The following is a 15,872-nucleotide window of genomic DNA, read 5'->3' as shown; positions in this document are numbered from 1 at the left end:
TTTCTCGCGCTTGCCGCGGCCATGGCGCTCGGCGGCGCGCGCGATCCGATCCTGGTTCCCGAGGTGTCCCAGCACGAAGTGGACCTGCGGCAAGGCTTCACCGGCACCGAATTGCTGCTGTTCGGCGCGATCCTCACGCCGGAAGGCTCCCGCGCCGCGCAGGATTACGACATCGTGGTCGTGCTCAAGGGACCGACCCAGTCCATCGTCCTGCGCGAAAAGCAGAAAGTCGCCGGCATCTGGATCAATGCGGACAGCACGGAATTGCGTTCCGCCCCCTCCTACTACGGCCTGGCGTCGACCCGGCCGATCAAGGACATCGTCGACGACAAGACGGCCGCGATCTACGAACTCGGCCTCAAGTGGCTGCAACTCTCGCCGATCGGGGCCATCGATCCCACCGAGCAGGCGCGCTTTTCCGACGGCCTGGTCGATCTCAATCGCCGTAACGGCCTCTATCGCGATGAGGAGGGCGGCGTGAAAGTGAGTGAGCAAGTGCTCTATCAGGCGCGCATCCGGCTGCCCTCGCAAGTGCCCATCGGCACCTATACGGCGGAGACTTATGCCATTTCGCGGGGGCGGGTGGTCGCTTCGGCCAGCAGCCAGGTCCAGGTGCGCAAGCTTGGCTTCGAAAGGGCGATCGCCAACTTCTCGGAAAACTACGGCTTTGCTTATGGCCTCTTGGCGGTCCTCGTTTCGGTGGGCATGGGCTGGCTTGCCGGACGGCTTTTCGCCCTCCGCTAGGCAGCATCGCCGGCTCCTCTTAGGCGGAAATTAACTGCGCCGAACTAGCGCTTTCGAACGAAAACGCTTGTTTCGAGGGCTCAATGAACGAGATGCGAATGGACGGCTTCGATCCTGCGACGGCCTCGCACCCCCGGGTGGGCGGTGAAGAGGGGCGTGAGCCGATCGGCGTGATCCTGGAGATTTCCGGTGCCGGCGCCCGCATCGCCTTCGATCTGGCGCGCCTCAACGATGCCGCGCAGCACGTCGACCCTTCGATCGCCATGTCGGGACAAGTCGGCAGCCAGGTCAAGGTCCGGGTGGGCCGAGGCTGGTTGCTCGCCAGCATCCGCAACCAGAAGAGCGACGCCACCGTCCCCGGCGGCATCGTCGCCGAGGCCGACTTCCTGGGCGAAGGGCTGGAGGAACGCCTGACGGGTCGCATCCACGGATTTCGCCGCGGCGTCACGCGCTATCCGACGCCCGGCGCGCTGGTCTACCCGGCCGACACGGACGACTTGCGCCAGGTCTATGCCAGCGACGGGCGGCAGGCGGTTCAGATCGGCACCGTCTATCCCACCAAGGACATTCGCGCCGGGCTCTACATCGACGCCCTGCTCGGCAAGCACTTCGCGCTGCTGGGTTCGACCGGCACCGGCAAGTCTACGAGCACCGCGCTGATCCTCCACCGGATCTGCGAACAGGCGCCGGAAGGCCATATCATCATGGTCGATCCCCACGGCGAATATGCTGCCGCCTTCCGCAACACCGGGGTGATCCTCGACGTCTCGAACCTGCAGATGCCCTATTGGCTGATGAACTTCGAGGAACATTGCGAGGTCCTGGTCACCACGCGCGGCGATGAGCGGCAGCTGGATTGCGAGATCCTGGGCAAGTGCCTGCTGGAGGCGCGGGCGAGGAACCGCCTGGCGGAGCAGATCGGCAAGATCACCGTCGATTCGCCGATTCCCTATCTGCTCTCCGACTTGTCCAACATCCTGAACAACCACATGGGCAAGCTCGACAAGGGCCACTCCAGCGCGCCCTACATGCGGCTGCGCAACAAGCTCGACGAATTGAAGGGCGATCCGCGCTACCAGTTCATGTTCTCGGGCATGCTGGTGGGCGACACGATGGCCGAGTTCGTCTCGCAGCTGTTTCGCCTGCCTTCGCGCGGGCGGCCGATCTCGATCATCGACGTGTCCGGCGTGCCGTCCGACATCACCAGCACCGTGGTGGCCGTGCTCAGCCGCATGGTCTTCGACTTCGCCGTCTGGGCGCGGGAGGAGAAGACGCGGCCGATCCTGCTCGTCTGCGAGGAAGCGCACCGCTACGTTCCGAACGAGAAGAACGCCGACGGTTCGTCGGTCGGCCGCATCCTTTCGCGCATCGCCAAGGAGGGCCGAAAGTACGGCATTTCGCTGGGCCTCATCACGCAGCGGCCGTCCGACCTTGCCGAGGGCGTGCTCTCGCAGTGCGGCACGATCATCTCGATGCGTCTCAACAACGACCGCGATCAGGCTTTCGTCCGCGCGGCCATGCCTGAAGGCGCGCGGGGTTTCCTCGATTCCATCCCGGCGCTGCGCAACCGCGAATGCGTGATCTGCGGCGAGGGCGTGGCGATCCCGATCCGCGCCTCGTTCGACGATCTGGAGGAATTCCGCCGCCCGGCGTCCGCCGATCCCTCGTTCATCGAGCTCTGGAGCCAATCCGGCGGCGAGGAGGAGATGGTGCTCCGCACGGTCCAGCGCTGGCGGGCCCAGGGCAGATAAGCAAAACCGCGGAGAAGCCGGTGCGCGCGGTCAGGCCTTGAACGCCGCGCGCCACTTGCCCCAGCGGTAGTAGCCGATCGTCAGAGCTACGGTCAGGGCCGAACCGACGGGATAGGACCACCACACCGCGTCGCTGCCGATGACCGGATAGGCGAGCCAGTAGAAGCCCAGACGTCCCGGATAGAGACCCAGGAACATGATCACGAGCGGCGCCACCACGGCGCCATAGGCGCGCATCGTGCCGGTGAGGATCATCGTGATCGACACGATCACGAAGCTGGCCGTGCAGACCAGCTGAATGTGCCGGGCGATCGGCATGGCCGGGCTGTCTCCGCCCAGGAACAATGCCAGCAGCGGACGGTCGAGCAGCACGATCAGCGCCGCCACCAGGGTCGAGAGCGCCAGGTTGGTGACGAGGCCCACTTCGGTCACTTTGCCGACACGGCCATGGTCGCCCGCGCCGAGCGACTGCGCGACCATGGCGCTCACCGCCGAGCCGATCGCGAAAGCGGGCATCTGGAGGTAGTTCCACAATTGCAGCGAGGCCCCGTAGGCCGCCGCGGCGTCCAGCCCCTCGCGGTTGACGAGGCTTACCATGATGAGGCCGGCGGAGGACACCAGCAGCATCTGGGCGCCCATCGGCAGGCCCTTGACGATCACATAGGCCAGTTCGGGGCCGCGCGGCACGAGATAGCCCAGTTCCGGCCCGCGCAGGCGCATCGGCAGGTCCTGCCGGTAGATGCGCCAGAGCTGGTAGACCAGCCCGGCGAAGTTCGCGAAGGCCGTGGCCATGGCCGAGCCGGCGATACCCAGCGTGGGGATCGGGCCGGGCCCGATGATGAGCAGCGGATTGAGCACGATGTCGAGCGCGACCGTCAGGATCATGGCGTAGAGCGGCGTCTTGGAATCGCCCGCGCCGCGCATGCCCATGGAGACCATCATCGACATCGAGCCGAGCGGGATCGTCACGAAGATCACCCGCAAGTAGGCGAGCGCCTCGACCCGGCTGGCCTCGGGCGTGCCGAGCGAATGGAGCAGGGCATCCGCCCCGAACCAGCCGCCGATGCCGCAAAGCCCCGAGAGAACGAGACAGAAGCCCAGGCCGGAGCCGAACGTGCGCCGCGCCGCGTCGATGTCGCGCGCGCCGAAATGCTGGCCCACGCGCACCGTCGTGGCCATGCCGAAGCCGAACACCAGCGCGAAGAGCAGGAACATGATGACGTTGGCATTGGCCGTTGCCGCCAGCGCGGCCTCGCCCAGCAAGCGCCCGACCCAGATCGCGTTGACCGACCCGTTCAGCGTCTGGAGCACGTTGGAAATCAGCATCGGCACCGAGAAGACCATCAGCGTCTTCAGGATCGGTCCCTGCGTGAGGTCGCCCTTCATCCGCTCCATTTGCCGGGGGGGCTGTCCCTCCTCGGGTTCGGTTTCCCCGTGCGGAATCGGTGATGCCTCGTTCATATGCCCCTCAAGTTCCCCGCGTATCGCCCCAGATGTGTATGTGCAGCCGGTCCGTGAAGCGATAGCCTTCCTGCGTGCATAAATCCGAGAGCCATCCCGACCTCTGCCGGATGACATCGCTGGAGCGACCCTCCGGCATCAGGAATATCCGCTCGGCGGGGATCGCGTGGCGTTCCTGGAGCGCGCGGACTTCGGCCACGTCGGCAGGTTCCGCCACAACGAACTTGAAGTACGCGCGCGGATCGGCCGCCCAGGCATCGAGCCGCTCGGGTACCAGAGCCAGTTCTGCAGGATTGCCGCTGTGCGAGAGCTTGGGGCTGACGTTGTACTGCTGCACCCGTGCGTCGAGGCTGGCATGCGGCGCGACCGAGCCGTTCGTCTCGATCTCGACATGCATCCCCGGTCGCGCCTCATCGAGCGCTGCCAGCATCCGCGCCAGTTGCGCGCCTTGAAGCAGCGGCTCGCCGCCGGTGATGACGAGCCGGTCGGGCGGAAGGTCGGCCACCATGCGCGCCACGTCGGCTTCTTCGGCCATGACCTGGTTGGCCTTTCGCTCGAACGCAAGCTCGTCCCGATGGAAGCGGTTATCGCCGGTGAAGCGCCAGGTGTAGGCGGTGTCGCACCACTGGCAGGCAAGGTTGCACCGCGACAGCCGCACGAAAGTGCTCGGCCGCCCCATGCTGGCGCCTTCGCCCTGAAGCGAGGCGAATACTTCGGGTTCGCCGGGAGTGGTGGTGGCAAGGGCAAGCGTCACGGGTATTCTCGAATGCAGTTTGATGGAGCGTGGTTGACACAGTTTACACGGTCCAGGGGAGAAAATGTCACCTTCTGTCGAGAGGTGTCATCTCGCGGCTGATTGCGTGCAAGGGGGCAGGGTGATCACGCGCGCGAAAGTGTCAGATGCGTGGGTTGGAAAACGAAAAAAGAGAGAAGTCCTGGGGGATGATCCCCCAGGCCCTCGGAATGTCGAGGTCTTGACCTGCCTGGCCGTTTTGCGCCCACTGTGAGCCGGGAGACAAATAGCCTGCGGCGGCAAGGTGAGCACGGCGTGTCTGCGCGCGAGACCTCTACAGTATCGGGGTGCAGGGGTGTTAACCCCTGCGTTTCCCTTTTCTTATCCCAGCCGCGCCAGCGCCGCAGCCAGACGCTCCGCCTCGGCCGAATGGTGCGCTTGATCCGCACGCGCCTTGTCGATGGCCTCGGGCTTGGCCTTCTCGACGAAGGCCGGATTGCCCAGACGCTTGTCGAGCGAATCCCGCTCCTTGACCGAGGCGGCCATGGCCTTTTCGAGGCGCGCCTTTTCCGCCGCAATGTCGATCACGCCTTCCAGCGGGATCGCCAGGGTCGCATCGCCCGCGCCCACCTGCATGGCGGCACCGGCGGGGGCAGCCTCGAAGTGGATCGCATCCAGACGGGCCAGACGGTCGATCGCGGTGCCGTTGCGGCCGATCACCGCGCGGGTCGCGTCCGAAGGATCGGCGACGTAGGCGGTGAGGCGTGCACCGGGAGCAATGCCGAGTTCGGACTTGGCGCCGCGAAGGTTGCCGATCAGCGCGATCAGCCATTCGACTTCAGCCTTGGCCTCGGCATCCACTGCAGCGTCCGGCGCGGGCCATGCGGCGACGATCAGGTCGGTCTCACGCGCGCCCATCTTGCTCCACAGCTCTTCGGTAACGAAGGGCATGAAGGGGTGGAGCATGACCAGGATCTGATCGAGCACCCAGCCGGCGACGGCCTTGGTCTCGTCATCGAAGCTGCCCTTGATGAGCTCGATGTACCAGTCGCAGAACTGGTTCCAGACGAAGTGGTAGATCGCGTTGGCAGCCGCGTCGAAGCGCAAGTCCGCCATGGCCTTGTCCAGCGCGGCGACGGTTTCGACGACTTCGCCGATGATCCACTTGTTGACCGCCGTGGTCGCCTTGGGGGCGGCGACGGAGGTGCTGGCGACGATGCCGTTGGACTGGCAGAAACGCGCGGCGTTCCACAGCTTCGTGGCGAAGTTGCGGTAACCTTCGACGCGCTTTTCATCCATCTTCACGTCGCGGCCCTGGCTCTCCATGGCAGCCATGAAGAAGCGCAGCGCGTCGGCGCCGTACTGGTCGATCAGGCCCAGCGGATCGACCACGTTGCCCTTGGACTTCGACATCTTCTGGCCATCGGCGGCGCGGACGAGGCCGTGGAGGTAGAGCCGCTTCCACGGCACTTCCTTCATGAAGTGGATGCCCTGCATCGCCATGCGTGCATCCCAGAAGAACAGGATGTCGAAGCCGGAGACGAGCAGGTCGTTCGGGTAGTGCTTCTTCAGCAGCGGCGCGTCTTCATCAGGCCAGCCGAGCGTGGCGAAAGGCCAGAGCGCGGAGGAGAACCAGGTATCCAGCACATCGTTGTCGCGGGTCAGCTTCTTGTTGCCGGCCTGCGCCTGTGCCTCTTCCTCGGTTTCGGCAACGAAGATTTCGCCCTCTTCCGAATACCACGCCGGGATCCGGTGGCCCCACCAGAGCTGGCGGGACACGCACCAGGGCTGGATGTTTTCCATCCAGTTGAAGAAGGTCTTTTCCCAGGTCTTCGGAACGATCTCGATCGCGCCGGAGCGGACGGCTTCCATCGGCGGGCCGGCAAGGGTTTGCGCATCGACGTACCACTGGTCGGTCAACCAGGGTTCGATGACGACGCCGCTGCGGTCGCCGTAAGGCGTCTGGATCACGCGATCCTCGACCTTTTCGAGCAGGCCGTCGTCCTCCAGGAACGCGACGATCGCCTTGCGCGCTTCGAACCGGTCCATGCCGATGAACTGCGCGGGGACGAGGCCGTCCTGCGTCTGGCAGACCTTGGCATCGGCATCGAGCATGTTGAGCATGTCGCCGGCCTTGAAGCCCGCGCGCTTGCCCACCTCGAAGTCGTTGAAATCATGACCCGGGGTGATCTTTACCGCGCCCGAGCCCAGTTCGGGATCGGCGTGCTCGTCCGCCACGATGGGGATTTCGCGGCCGGTGAGCGGCAGGGTGACGGTGGCGCCGCGCGCCAGCAGTTCCTTGTAGCGCGCGTCCTCCGGGTTCACCGCGACGGCCATGTCGGCCAGCATCGTCTCGGGGCGGGTGGTGGCGACGTGGATGTGGCCCGATCCGTCCGAAAGCGGATACTTGATGTGCCAGAAGTGGCCGTTGGTCTCGCGCGTTTCGACCTCAAGGTCGGAAATGGCGGTGCGGAACTTGGGATCCCAGTTCACCAGGCGCTTGTCGCGGTAGATCAGGCCCTGCTTGTGCAGATCCACGAAGACCTTGACCACGGCCTTGGTGAAGTGCGGGTCCATCGTGAACTGCTCGCGGCTCCAGTCCATCGAGCAGCCCAGGCGGCGCAGCTGGCCGGTGATGGTGCCGCCGGATTCGGCCTTCCATTCCCAGACCTTCTCGATGAACTGCCCACGCGTGTAATTGGCGCGCTTGTCCTGCTTGGCCTCCATCTGGCGCTCGACCACCATCTGGGTGGCGATGCCGGCATGGTCGGTGCCGACCACCCAGAGCGCGTCCTTGCCCTTCAGGCGCTCGTGACGGATCACGATGTCCTGCAGCGTATTGTCCAGCGCGTGGCCGATGTGGAGCGATCCGGTGACGTTCGGCGGCGGGTTCACGATGGTGAACGGCTGCGCGTCAGGACGCTCGGGGCGGAAAAGGCCTTCGCCTTCCCAGTGCTGGTACCACTTCGCCTCGATCTGGGCGGGGTCGAAAGTCTTGTCCAGCGCGGCTTCGGGCGCGGTTTCGGGGGAGGCTTCTGGAGTGTCGGTCATGGCGCCGCGCTTTGCCAGTGCGGGGCGTCATTCGCAAGTGCCGCCAACACGGGATTCCGCCATAGTCGCGGGACGTGCATAAAGGATGGCTCCAATACGGTTGCGATTGCGAAATGAACAATTCGCCGCGCCGGGGGAACCCCTTGCCGGTACAGGCATTTTCCCCCAATACGAGCACACATGCGGGAATGGGCTGAATTCACTCTGTCGGAAAGCGACCAGGACGGCGTCCAGACTGTGGCGCTAAAGGGGCCGTTGCGCGTCCATTCCCTGGGTAATCTCGACCATAAGCTGGCCGCCTTGCACGGCCCGTTCGACCGGATCGACATGTCCGGCGTCACCGATATCGACACCACCGGCGCCTGGCTCGTCTGCCGCTATGCAAGCGAGCATAACCTTGAAGTCGTGGGCGAAAGCGACCAGGCCAAGCACCTGTTCGCGGCGATCGGCCGCGTCCCCGACGAACAGCCTGAGATCGAGCCGGAACGGCCTCTTCTGGTCCGCACGGTGGGCGAACTCGGTGATCTCGTGGTCGGCTGGGGGCACGGGCTGGTCCGCTCTGTCGGCTTCCTGGGGGAGCTGATCTCGGCGCTCGGCGCGGCGATCCGGCACCCCTCGCGGCTTCGGGGCACGGCGCTGGTGCATCACATGCAGCATGTGGGCGTCAACTCGCTGTGGATCGTCGGGTTGATGAGCTTTCTCATCGGCATCGTCATCGCCCAGCAGGGCGCGGTGCAGCTGGCGCAGTTCGGCGCCGAAATCTACACGATCAACCTCACCGGCCGGCTCGCGATGCGCGAACTGGGCATCTTGATGACCGCGATCATGGTCGCGGGGCGCTCGGGCTCGGCCTTCGCGGCGCAAATCGGCACGATGAAGCTGACCGAGGAAGTGGACGCCATGCGCACCATCGGCGTCTCGCCGATGCAGGCGCTGGTGGTTCCGCGCGTGCTGGCGGCGATGCTGATGATGCCGCTGCTCGGCTTCTATTCCACGGTGCTGGCGATCATCGGCGGCGCCTTCATCGCGAATTTCGCGCTCGATATTCCGTTCTGGACCTTCCTTCAGCGCACTCAGGAAGTCGTGCCGATCACTGACGTTTGGGTGGGCCTGCTCAAGGCTCCCGTGTTTGCGCTGATCGTCGCCCTGGCAGGCTGCTATCAGGGGATGCAGGTGACCTCGAACGCCGAGGAAGTGGGCGCGCGCACCACCCAGGCGGTGGTCACGGCGATCTTCACCGTGATCGTGCTCGACGCCTTCTTCGCGATCTTCTTCACCAAGATCGGCTGGCAATGATCGAAAGCGAAAGCCTTCAGGCGGAACCGGCGGAAACCGCCGCCGATCCCGATGAGAAATTCCCGATCGTGGTCGAGGGGCTGCGCAATGCCTTCGGCGATCACGTCATTCACGAGAATCTCTCGCTCAAGGTCCGCAGGGGTGAGATTCTGGGCGTCGTCGGCGGATCGGGCACCGGCAAATCGGTGTTGATGCGCTCGATCATCGGGCTTCAGCAGCCGGAATCGGGCGAGATCACCGTGCTCGGTCACCACATGGGCGATTCCACCGATGAGGAAGGCCGCGACTTGCGCTCCCGGTGGGGCGTGCTGTTCCAGGGCGGCGCCTTGTTCTCGACCCTGACCGTGGGTGAGAACGTGGAAGTGCCGCTCAAGCAGTTCTATCCTGAAATCACCGACCAGATGCGCGGCGATATCGCGCGCTTCAAGGTCCGGCTCGCCGGCCTGTCGGAAGAATCCGCTTACAAGTATCCCAACGAGCTTTCGGGCGGCATGCGCAAGCGTGCAGGCCTGGCGCGGGCGCTGGCGCTCGATCCCGAACTTCTGTTTCTGGACGAGCCGACCGCCGGCCTCGACCCGATCGGTGCCGCCGCTTTCGACCGGCTGACGCGCGGGTTGAAGGAGACGCTCGGGCTGACGGTATTCCTCATCACTCACGATCTCGACACGCTTCACGCCATTTGCGATCGCGTGGCGGTGCTGGCGGACAAGCAGGTGATCGCCGTGGGCACGATCCCGGAATTGCTGGCGCTCGATCACCCCTGGATCCAGGAATATTTCAACGGCCCGCGCGGCCGTGCCGCGCTGGGCGCGAAAGACGAGATTTCGATGAACGACGACGCGCTTGTCGCGCAGGACGGTTCCCCTCCCGAAGGACCGGCCGTGGACAGCAGCAACGGGCGCGATATCAACGGACGCGGGGCATAGGGTAATCAGCATGGAAACACGGGCCAATCATATCTGGGTCGGAGCCGTCACGCTGGTCCTTCTGGCGACCCTGGCGGCGTTCATCATCTGGATTGCGCGTCTGAACGATGGTGCGCGCAACGAATACGACATCTTCTTCAAGCAATCGGTGGATGGCCTCGCCAAGGGGTCGGGCGTCGATTACGCGGGCGTGCCGGTAGGGCAGATCAAGGAAATCGAGCTGTGGCCGCAGGATCCCAGCTTCATCCGCGTGCGGGTGAAGGTGGACAAGAAAGTGCCCGTCACCGTCGGCACCACCGCCACGATCCAGGGCAGCTTCACCGGCGTTGCCGATATCCAGCTCGAAGGCGCCGTGAAGGATGCGCCGCTGTTGACCGAGCCGGGTCCGGAAGGCGTGCCGGTCATCCCCACCAAGCGCGGCGGCCTGGGTGAAATCCTGTCGAACGCTCCGCTGTTGCTGGAGCGCCTGGCAACGCTGACCGAAAACCTCAACTTGCTCCTCTCGGAAGAGAACCGCCGGTCGATCACCGGTATTCTCAAGAACACCGACAAGATGACCAAGGATCTTTCGTCGGCGACGCCGCAAGTGAAGCAGACCCTGGCCGAACTTCAGGGCACGCTCAACCAGGCGACCCGCACGCTGACCGCGTTCGAAGGCGTGGCCGGCAAGGCCGACAGTCTTCTGGGCGATCAGGGCAATTCGCTGGCCGAGCAGCTCCGCAACACGCTGGGCGCGGCGCAGAAGTCGATGGAGACGCTGGACCAGACCCTGCAGCATGCGCAGCCGGCTTTCGATCAGGTCTCGCAGCAGACGCTTCCCGCCGCCGAAGCTGCGATCCGTGACTTGCGCGCCACCAGCAAGGCGCTGCGCAACGTGACGGAAAAGATCGACGAGCAGGGTGCAGGCGCGCTCATCAAGGGGCAGAAGCTGCCCACTTACAAGCCATGAACGGGCGATCCATGCGCCTGCACGAACCGAGAATGAAGATGGGAACCGCGATGAAGCTCCGGCACAAGACCCCGATCCTCGGCGGCGCGCTTGCAGCCGCGGCAGCCCTGGCGCTTTCGGGCTGCATCAGCCTGGCGCCCAAGGCCCCCGACCTGCTGCTGCGGCTGACGCCGGACCAGACCGCGCCGGCCGGTTCGCAGGCCACCGGGCAGATTTCCGAGGCCATCGTCGTGCTCGATCCCGAAGCCGATCGCAGCCTGGACGTGCTGCGCGTGCCGGTGAGGGTGGACGGATCGACCCTGTCCTATCTCAAGGACGGCTGGTGGATTGAAAAGCCGAGCCGCCAGTTCCGCTCGCTTCTGGCAGAGACCTTGCGGGCCCAGACCGGCCAGCTCGTCGTCGAAGGCGGCGATTTCGAGGTCACCGGCAAGACGCTGATCGGCGGAAGGCTGCTGCAGATGGGCTATGACGTCCCCACGTCATCGGTCATCGTGCGTTTCGACGCGATCCGCACCGAGCGCAGCGGCCCGCTCGTAACCCGGCGGTTCGAGGCGATCGTGCCGGGCGTGAAGGCCGAAGCAGCCTCGGTCGGTCCGGCGCTCAACAAGGCGGCGAATGACGTTGCCAACCAGGTCGCCACCTGGGTGAAAAGCGGCGGGGCGAGCGCTGCGCCTCAATAATCATGACAATTGCTGTAAGTAATTGTCGCATTTAGCCGCAGGGCCGAGGTAAGTAGGAGGCGATCTGGAATTTTAATTCAGACGCCTCTTTTTATTTTTATTCTCATATTCTGTTTTCCGGAAATCCGCAGGCGGCCTTCATTTTTGAGGCCGGTGTTGTGGTAAAAACATCACAATGACACTTCTGTGACGTGACTTGTTCAGTGCGCTGTATTGAAAGCATTTTCCTGCGCTGTATTCGGCCCGGACTCCGCGGCCGCAACGGCCGGGTAAAACAGAATGCAGGAGCTACCATGAACAAGTTCGCCCTTTTTGGCGCCGCCGCCCTTTTTGCCGCGCCCGTCGCCGCCAATGCGCAGGCTTATGTCCAGGCTCAGACCGGTCTCGACAGCGTTTCGGTCAATGGCGGCTCGTCGGAAGGCCTGACTTACGGCGTGGCCGCCGGTTATGATTTCCCGGTGCGCGAAGCCTTGTTCTTCGGCATCCAGGCGGGCATTTCGGGCAGCACCACCAAGGAATGCGCAAGCGATCTCCTGGCTACCGGGGACAAGCTTTGCGTTCGCGCCGGCCGCGATCTCTCCGCGATTGCCCGCGTCGGCACCAACGTCGGTGACACGACCAAGCTCTATGTGCTGGGTGGCTACACCAATGCCCGGCTGCGCGTGACGTACAACGACGGCGTCAACAAGGACAGCGACGGCGTCAACCTCGACGGTTTCCGCCTTGGCGCCGGTTTTGAACATGACTTCGGTGGCAACCTGTTCGGCAAGGTCGAATACAACTATTCGAACTACGAACAGGGCTACAGCCGCCACTACGGCCTTGCCGGTCTTGGCGTGAAGTTCTGATCAGAGCGACTTCTGCACGGCGGCTCTGCCGCGTGAGGATATAAAAAAAGCCCGCTCCGGTTCGACCGGGGCGGGCTTTTCGTCTTTTTTCGTGCAGCTTCAGGCGCGCGCCAGTTCGGCCAGCCGGATCGCCAGCTTGAACGCCTCGAACCTTGCGGCGCGGCGTTCGGCGGCTTCCCAGTCTTCGCCCCAGAGTTCGACCTGCCAGTCCTCTTCGAGGTTGGCCGCGTTCCACAGGGCCTCGGCATCGGCATCGGACCGAATCGCCGCCATGGCGATCACCAGCGACGCGGCGAGGCTGGAGAGCATCTTCAGCGCCGCCAGCGCAAAGTCGTTCTCGGCGGCGAGGGCGGTTTCCAGCCGCGCCAGCGTTTCGGCCGGCTGAGGCTTGTGGAGCACGCCGGAAATGCGGGCGAAGCGGATGTCGTAGCGCTGTTCGGCTTGCGCCAGCAGGGGCTCCCACAAGACCAGCTGGCGCTGGTAGAGCGCGTCCTCGGGATCGCCGCGATAGCAGAGCGTGTCGGTTTCGGCATAAGGCAGCACGTCACGCACGGTCTGCGCCCGGTCCTGGGCGACGGCGTCGATCGCGAAGTCGGCCAGGTCGCGCAAGTGGAAGGACTGGGCGTCGATCTGCTCGCCCTGCGCGGCCCATTCGGCGGCCAGTGCTTCGGCCAGCGCGCGGGTGGGGACGATCTGCGCGCGGCCTCCGGCCGTCCTGATGGGGCGGCCGTCCAGCAGCACGCGCCACTGGCCATCGATCTCCCCGACGCCGGCTTCCTTGTAGAAGCGCTTCATCGCGGACTGCGCCATTTGCGGGCGAGGATCTTGGGGACGACGAAGACGTCGACAAGGCCGTTGGCGATCAGCAGGTAGCCGAGCCAGAGCGGCGCGGCGAGCTTGTTGGCGCCGATCGCCATGCCCGCGATCACGCAGGCTACGCCGAACAGGCGCACGAGCTGGATCGTGGCGAAGCGGGCCTTTGCGGGGTCTTTCTCGCTCACGTCAGCAGGTACTCCATGAGTTCGTTCGGCGCTTCGCAGACCTTTTCGGCGCCGGCCTCGATCAGCTCGCGCGGGTGATGATAGCCCCAGTCCACGCCGACGGCGCGGGTCCCGGCGGCCTTGGCCATCTTCATGTCATAGGCCGTGTCACCGATCATCACGGCAGCTTCCGGCATCGCCCCGGCCTCTATCAAGGCTTCCTCCAGCATCGCGGGATGCGGCTTGGAGGGATGCCGGTCGGCGGTCTGGAGCGTGACGAAGAGATCGGAAATCCCGTTCGCCGCCAGGCAATGCGTCAGGCCGCGATCGGACATGCCGGTAGCGACGGCGAGCGTCCAGCCGCGGGCGTGGAGCGTGCGCAGGCAATCCTCGATGCCGGGGAACAGGGGTTGCGACACGCGCCCCTCTTCGCGGGCCTGGCGGAACGACACCTTGTAGGCCTCGGCCATGGCGTCCTGCTGGCGCTCGTCGCTCTCCGGCAGCAGCTGGCGGATGGCCTGCGGCAGCGAGAGGCCCACCGCGCGCCGGATCAGGGCGCGGGAGGGGGCGGCAAGGCCGAATTCGGCGAAGCTCGCCTCCATCGCCTCGCAGATCGGCGCCTGGCCATCGACCAGGGTGCCGTCGCAATCGAAGACGGCGAGCTTCACGGACGTGGTCACCGCTTACCTCGCGGCGACGACGGACCACCTGCAGAGGGACGCGCGCCGCCGGGGCGGGCGGCGGGCTTGCCAGAGGGCTTGGAAGCGGGCCTGGAAGCGGGCTTGGCGCCGGGTCCGGCCTTGGCCGCCGGCCTGCCCGCGGGCTTTCCGGCAGGCTTGGCACCCAGCTTGCTGCCGGGCTTGCTGCCGGGCTTGCCCGAAGGCTTGCCGCGCGAACCGGGGCGTTCCGAGCTGCCGTCGCGGCGTGAGCGTCGTTCGCCGCGGCGTTCCTTGCGGTACTGCTTGGCATGGGCCTTGGCCATGCGCTTCTCGTCGTCCTTCCCGGGCGCCGGGGGCGCTTCGGGCAATTCGGCACCGTCGTTCTCGTCGAAGCCGAGCGAGGCCAGCGAATTGGCGAAATGCTCGGGCAGGGGGGCGGTCACGTCGAGCGGCACGCCGTCCGGGTGATCGATGATCAGGCGGCGCGCATGAAGGTGCATCTTGCGGCTGATCGTGCCCGAGAGGAACGCTTCCTGGCCGCCGTACTTGCCGTCGCCGACGATGGGGTGGCCAATGGCGGCCATGTGGACGCGAAGCTGGTGGGTACGGCCGGTCAGCGGGTGGAGTTCCACCCAGGCGGCGCGGTTGCCGGCGCGATCGAGCACGCGGTAGCGGGTGCGGGCCGACTGGCCGCCTTCCTCATCGACGTGCATCTTCTCGCCGCCGGTGCCTGGCTGCTTGGCGAGCGGCAGCTCGATCATGCCGTCGTTGATGCTCGGCACGCCGACCACCAGCGCCCAGTAGATCTTGCGCGCGGTGCGACCGGAGAACCGCTTGGAGAAGAACGCGGCGCTGCCCGGCGTGCGGGCGACCAGCAGAACGCCCGAGGTGTCCTTGTCGAGGCGGTGGACCAGGCGCGGACGCGGACCCTTTCCGGCATAAGCGTCGAGCAGGCCGTCGACGTGTTCCTTCATGCCCGAACCGCCCTGCGTGGCGAGGCCCGGCGGCTTGTTGAGCACGATGGCGGCGCGGTCCTGCGTGAGGACCATCGCGTCGGCGCGTTCGATCTCTTCCTCGGTCAGTTCGCGGCGCGGGCGCGAGCCGCCCAGGCCGGGCTTGGCCTCGCCGCCCGGCGGTACGCGCAGGACCTGCCCGGGCGTCAGGCGAGTATCGACATCGGCGCGCTTGCCGTCGACGCGGATCTGCCCGGTTCGCGCCCAGCGCGAGACCATGGCGAAGCCCACTTCGGGCAAGTGGCGCTTGAACCAGCGATCGAGACGAACGCCTTCATCGTCGCGGCCTACGGTAAATTGGCGGACAGTGTCCGAATTGTCGCGGCTCATGCGGCGACTCCCTTCATGATGGAAAGACCGGCAAACAGCGCGGCGAAGCCTGCGATCAGCGTGATCGCGACATAGAAAGCCGCAAGACCGACCTGCCCGCGCGAGACGAGGGCAATGGTATCGAGGCTGAACGAGGAAAACGTGGTGAAGCCGCCTAATACGCCGACGCCGACAAGCAGGCGAGCGCTCTCGCCCTCGGTGCCGCGCAGCAGTAGCCAGCCGGCCAGCACGCCCATGGCAAGGCTGCCGACGACATTGACGGTCAGGGTGCCATAGGGAAACGCGCCGGCGCGGACAGGTCCGATGGCGGTGGTCCAGGCCAGCCCGGCGAGATACCGGAGCCAGGAGCCTAGACCGCCGCCGAACGCCACGAAGAGCGAGGAGGCAAGAAAGGAAGGTTGGGACATCGCGCCGCCTTAGCCGCGAATGCGCAGTTTTCCAATCGTCGCCG

General features: G+C 65.5%; 15 protein-coding genes. 7 read left to right on the top strand and 8 right to left on the bottom strand.

Features of this window, described 5'->3' with window-relative positions:
- Positions 1–21: 21 nt before the first annotated feature.
- Positions 22–744: a TIGR02186 family protein gene (locus EDF57_RS04180; RefSeq protein ID WP_132264180.1), complete on the top strand. Its 723-nt coding sequence runs from the start codon at positions 22–24 to the stop codon at positions 742–744.
- Positions 745–842: 98 nt separating this feature from the next.
- Positions 843–2,495, top strand: a complete 1,653-nt coding sequence (locus tag EDF57_RS04175) for an ATP-binding protein (RefSeq protein WP_243840874.1) — start codon at positions 843–845, stop codon at positions 2,493–2,495.
- 30 nt (positions 2,496–2,525) lie between these two features.
- Here EDF57_RS04175 and EDF57_RS04170 read toward each other — a convergent pair whose 3' ends face one another.
- From EDF57_RS04170 to EDF57_RS04160, 3 genes are all read right to left on the bottom strand, one after another.
- On the bottom strand, positions 2,526–3,881 hold the full coding sequence (locus tag EDF57_RS04170; RefSeq protein WP_243840864.1) for an MATE family efflux transporter: 1,356 nt from the start codon (positions 3,879–3,881) through the stop codon (positions 2,526–2,528).
- A gap of 82 nt (positions 3,882–3,963) precedes the next feature.
- Positions 3,964–4,710 carry a 7-carboxy-7-deazaguanine synthase QueE gene (locus EDF57_RS04165; RefSeq protein WP_134093167.1) on the bottom strand — a complete coding sequence of 249 codons (747 nt, stop codon included), beginning with the start codon at positions 4,708–4,710 and terminating at the stop codon, positions 3,964–3,966.
- 360 nt (positions 4,711–5,070) lie between these two features.
- On the bottom strand, positions 5,071–7,740 hold the full coding sequence (locus tag EDF57_RS04160; protein ID WP_134093166.1) for a valine--tRNA ligase: 2,670 nt from the start codon (positions 7,738–7,740) through the stop codon (positions 5,071–5,073).
- Positions 7,741–7,920: 180 nt separating this feature from the next.
- On the opposite strand from EDF57_RS04160, the gene EDF57_RS04155 reads away from it, so the two are divergent.
- The 5 genes from EDF57_RS04155 (at position 7,921) to EDF57_RS04135 (ending at position 12,439) form a co-directional block, all read left to right on the top strand.
- Positions 7,921–9,036, top strand: coding sequence for an MlaE family lipid ABC transporter permease subunit (locus EDF57_RS04155; protein WP_132263443.1), 1,116 nt, complete (start codon positions 7,921–7,923; stop codon positions 9,034–9,036).
- Positions 9,033–9,962 (top strand): ATP-binding cassette domain-containing protein, encoded by a 930-nt coding sequence (locus tag EDF57_RS04150; protein ID WP_243840863.1) that lies wholly within the window; start codon positions 9,033–9,035, stop codon positions 9,960–9,962. The genes EDF57_RS04155 and EDF57_RS04150 overlap by 4 nt, the downstream gene beginning before the upstream one ends.
- 10 nt (positions 9,963–9,972) lie before the next feature.
- Positions 9,973–10,911 carry an MlaD family protein gene (locus tag EDF57_RS04145; RefSeq protein ID WP_132263441.1) on the top strand — a complete coding sequence of 313 codons (939 nt, stop codon included), beginning with the start codon at positions 9,973–9,975 and terminating at the stop codon, positions 10,909–10,911.
- Positions 10,912–10,943: 32 nt separating this feature from the next.
- Complete coding sequence (locus tag EDF57_RS04140) at positions 10,944–11,591, top strand: ABC-type transport auxiliary lipoprotein family protein (RefSeq protein ID WP_243840862.1); 648 nt, start codon at positions 10,944–10,946, stop codon at positions 11,589–11,591.
- A 293-nt stretch (positions 11,592–11,884) separates the two neighbouring features.
- Positions 11,885–12,439: an outer membrane beta-barrel protein gene (locus tag EDF57_RS04135; protein ID WP_134093165.1), complete on the top strand. Its 555-nt coding sequence runs from the start codon at positions 11,885–11,887 to the stop codon at positions 12,437–12,439.
- 99 nt (positions 12,440–12,538) lie between these two features.
- Here EDF57_RS04135 and EDF57_RS04130 read toward each other — a convergent pair whose 3' ends face one another.
- From EDF57_RS04130 to crcB, 5 genes are read right to left on the bottom strand one after another with little or no spacing between them, the layout of a single operon-like run.
- Positions 12,539–13,234, bottom strand: coding sequence for an ATP12 family protein (locus tag EDF57_RS04130; protein WP_134093164.1), 696 nt, complete (start codon positions 13,232–13,234; stop codon positions 12,539–12,541).
- On the bottom strand, positions 13,231–13,440 hold the full coding sequence (locus EDF57_RS04125) for a hypothetical protein (protein ID WP_132263437.1): 210 nt from the start codon (positions 13,438–13,440) through the stop codon (positions 13,231–13,233). The genes EDF57_RS04130 and EDF57_RS04125 overlap by 4 nt, the downstream gene beginning before the upstream one ends.
- Entirely contained in the window at positions 13,437–14,087 is a 651-nt protein-coding gene (locus EDF57_RS04120; protein ID WP_134093278.1) for an HAD-IA family hydrolase, read from the bottom strand. The genes EDF57_RS04125 and EDF57_RS04120 overlap by 4 nt, the downstream gene beginning before the upstream one ends.
- 8 nt (positions 14,088–14,095) lie before the next feature.
- On the bottom strand, positions 14,096–15,421 hold the full coding sequence (locus EDF57_RS04115; protein WP_134093163.1) for an RluA family pseudouridine synthase: 1,326 nt from the start codon (positions 15,419–15,421) through the stop codon (positions 14,096–14,098).
- The gene (gene crcB, locus EDF57_RS04110) at positions 15,418–15,828 is read right to left on the bottom strand and encodes a fluoride efflux transporter CrcB (protein WP_134093162.1); all 411 of its coding nucleotides are present in this window, start codon (positions 15,826–15,828) and stop codon (positions 15,418–15,420) included. Before crcB ends, EDF57_RS04115 begins: the two co-directional genes overlap by 4 nt.
- Between the last annotated feature and the right edge of the window lie 44 nt (positions 15,829–15,872).

It is taken from the genome of Novosphingobium sp. PhB55, from assembly GCF_004368805.1.
Taxonomy (GTDB): Bacteria; Pseudomonadota; Alphaproteobacteria; order Sphingomonadales; family Sphingomonadaceae; genus Novosphingobium.
The sequence above is the reverse complement of the archived record's forward strand: the minus strand, read 5'-3'. Positions and strand labels throughout refer to the sequence as shown.